This is a genomic window from Pseudomonas sp. BS-2016 (genome assembly GCF_001806145.1).
Taxonomy (GTDB): domain Bacteria; phylum Pseudomonadota; class Gammaproteobacteria; order Pseudomonadales; family Pseudomonadaceae; genus Aquipseudomonas; species Aquipseudomonas lundensis.
The window spans coordinates 1-1,500 of the sequence record NZ_MLCT01000116.1; the positions used below are offsets into that span (position 1 = coordinate 1).

The window sequence follows — 1,500 nt, forward strand, 5'->3', positions numbered from 1 at the left end:
TACTTCCTGCTTTGCTACCCCTTGTCCCTCAGTGCGCGCTACCTGGAAAGGAGACTGCATGCCTCTGCTTAGAATTTCTGCCCTGCATAAATATTACGGCGATCACCACGTGCTCAAGGGCATCGACCTGACGGTGGACGAAGGCCAGGTGGTGGCAATCATCGGCCGCAGCGGCTCGGGCAAGTCCACCTTGCTGCGCACCCTCAATGGTCTGGAGTCGATCAACGACGGCGTCATCGAAGTCGATGGTGAATACCTCGACGCGGCCCGCGCCGACCTGCGCAGCCTGCGGCAGAAGGTCGGCATGGTGTTCCAGCAATTCAATCTGTTCCCGCACCTGACCGTGGGCGAGAACGTGATGCTGGCGCCGCAAGTGGTGCAGAAAGTGCCAAAGGCCAAAGCGGTGCAGTTGGCAAAGCAGATGCTGGAACGGGTAGGCCTGGGCGAGAAGTTCGACGCTTTCCCTGATCGACTGTCCGGTGGCCAGCAACAGCGAGTCGCCATTGCCCGCGCACTGGCCATGTCACCCAAAGTGCTGCTGTGCGATGAAATCACATCGGCCCTGGACCCTGAGCTGGTCAATGAAGTGCTCAGCGTGGTGCGCCAACTGGCTAAAGACGGCATGACCCTGATCATGGTGACCCACGAAATGCGTTTTGCCCGGGAGGTTGGGGATAAGTTGGTGTTCATGCACCAGGGAAAGGTGCATGAAGTGGGCGATCCGAAAGTGCTGTTTGCACATCCGCAATCTGCCGAGCTGGCAAACTTCATCGGCAGCCATGGATCACCTGCCTGAGGACTCAGCCACCGGACACCAGCTCGAAACGCCCATTGCCCTCGTATGTGGTTTTATTGCCAACAGCAGTGGCTGCGCTCGATAGCCAGGTGTCTACTTGCACCTGCGCCGAAAAAGCGTGGCCTCTGGCAGGAGCTCCGCCGACCAGCACTACCAGAGATTGGCCTGGGCGTAGCTGGGCGTCCCGTTCGGTAGGGTTGTGCCATTGCGCTAACTCGATGGGTTTACCGTCGAGTTGAGGATGCTGAAGCGTCAGGTTGAAAAAGCCCTGGCGGCCAAACCTGTAGCCAGTCTCATTGGCCGGCACGCCTTGAAAACGTAGCGCAATCACCGCAGCCTCCACGCAGATCACGTTCAGACGTACCATACGCTTCCCCAGCGAAGCACCCCGGTTTTCGAGCTGTTCGCCTGGGCGAAGCAGGCCGTAATCGATGATGGGCTGGCTCAGGGACAGGCGGCAGTTCGCAGCGCTTGCCGGCGCTGCCAATAAAAGGCAGCTCAACAACAGCCCCAAGCCTTTGAGGCACCCGATACGCCACTCGTTCATGCGGGCCATCTCACCGACAGACCGCCGAAGCGGTTTCGTAGAATTTGCCATTATAGGTTTGCTCCGGAAGGTCGAGCTGCAGCGCGCAGGACACTGTGCTGGAAGAGACTTTAAGGGCCTGGGGCGCGTCGACGTTGCTGAGAAAAATCATCCCATC

2 protein-coding genes and 1 pseudogene are annotated in these 1,500 nt (G+C 59.0%); 2 read left to right on the forward strand and 1 reads right to left on the reverse strand.

Annotation, left to right across the window (positions count from 1 at the left end):
* Together BKD70_RS24935 and BKD70_RS22825 are read left to right on the forward strand one after the other, a co-directional pair.
* Positions 1–72, forward strand: a pseudogene (locus BKD70_RS24935) (amino acid ABC transporter permease); the annotation flags it as partial.
* A complete protein-coding gene (locus tag BKD70_RS22825) occupies positions 59–796 on the forward strand; it encodes an amino acid ABC transporter ATP-binding protein (protein WP_034129024.1) in 738 nt (245 codons plus the stop codon). The pseudogene BKD70_RS24935 and the gene BKD70_RS22825, both read left to right, overlap by 14 nt.
* Positions 797–800: 4 nt before the next feature.
* Here the strand turns inward: BKD70_RS22825 and BKD70_RS22830 are convergent, their stop codons facing one another.
* Positions 801–1,343 carry a hypothetical protein gene (locus BKD70_RS22830; protein WP_070415456.1) on the reverse strand — a complete coding sequence of 181 codons (543 nt, stop codon included), beginning with the start codon at positions 1,341–1,343 and terminating at the stop codon, positions 801–803.
* Positions 1,344–1,500 lie beyond the last annotated feature (157 nt).

Bases quoted from the DNA above. Each gene is read 5' to 3' on its own strand.
- BKD70_RS22830 (WP_070415456.1), bottom strand. From the start codon at position 1,343: ATGAACGAGTGGCGTATCGGGTGCCTCAAAGGCTTGGGGCTGTTGTTG.
- BKD70_RS22825 (WP_034129024.1), top strand. From the start codon at position 59: ATGCCTCTGCTTAGAATTTCTGCCCTGCATAAATATTACGGCGATCAC.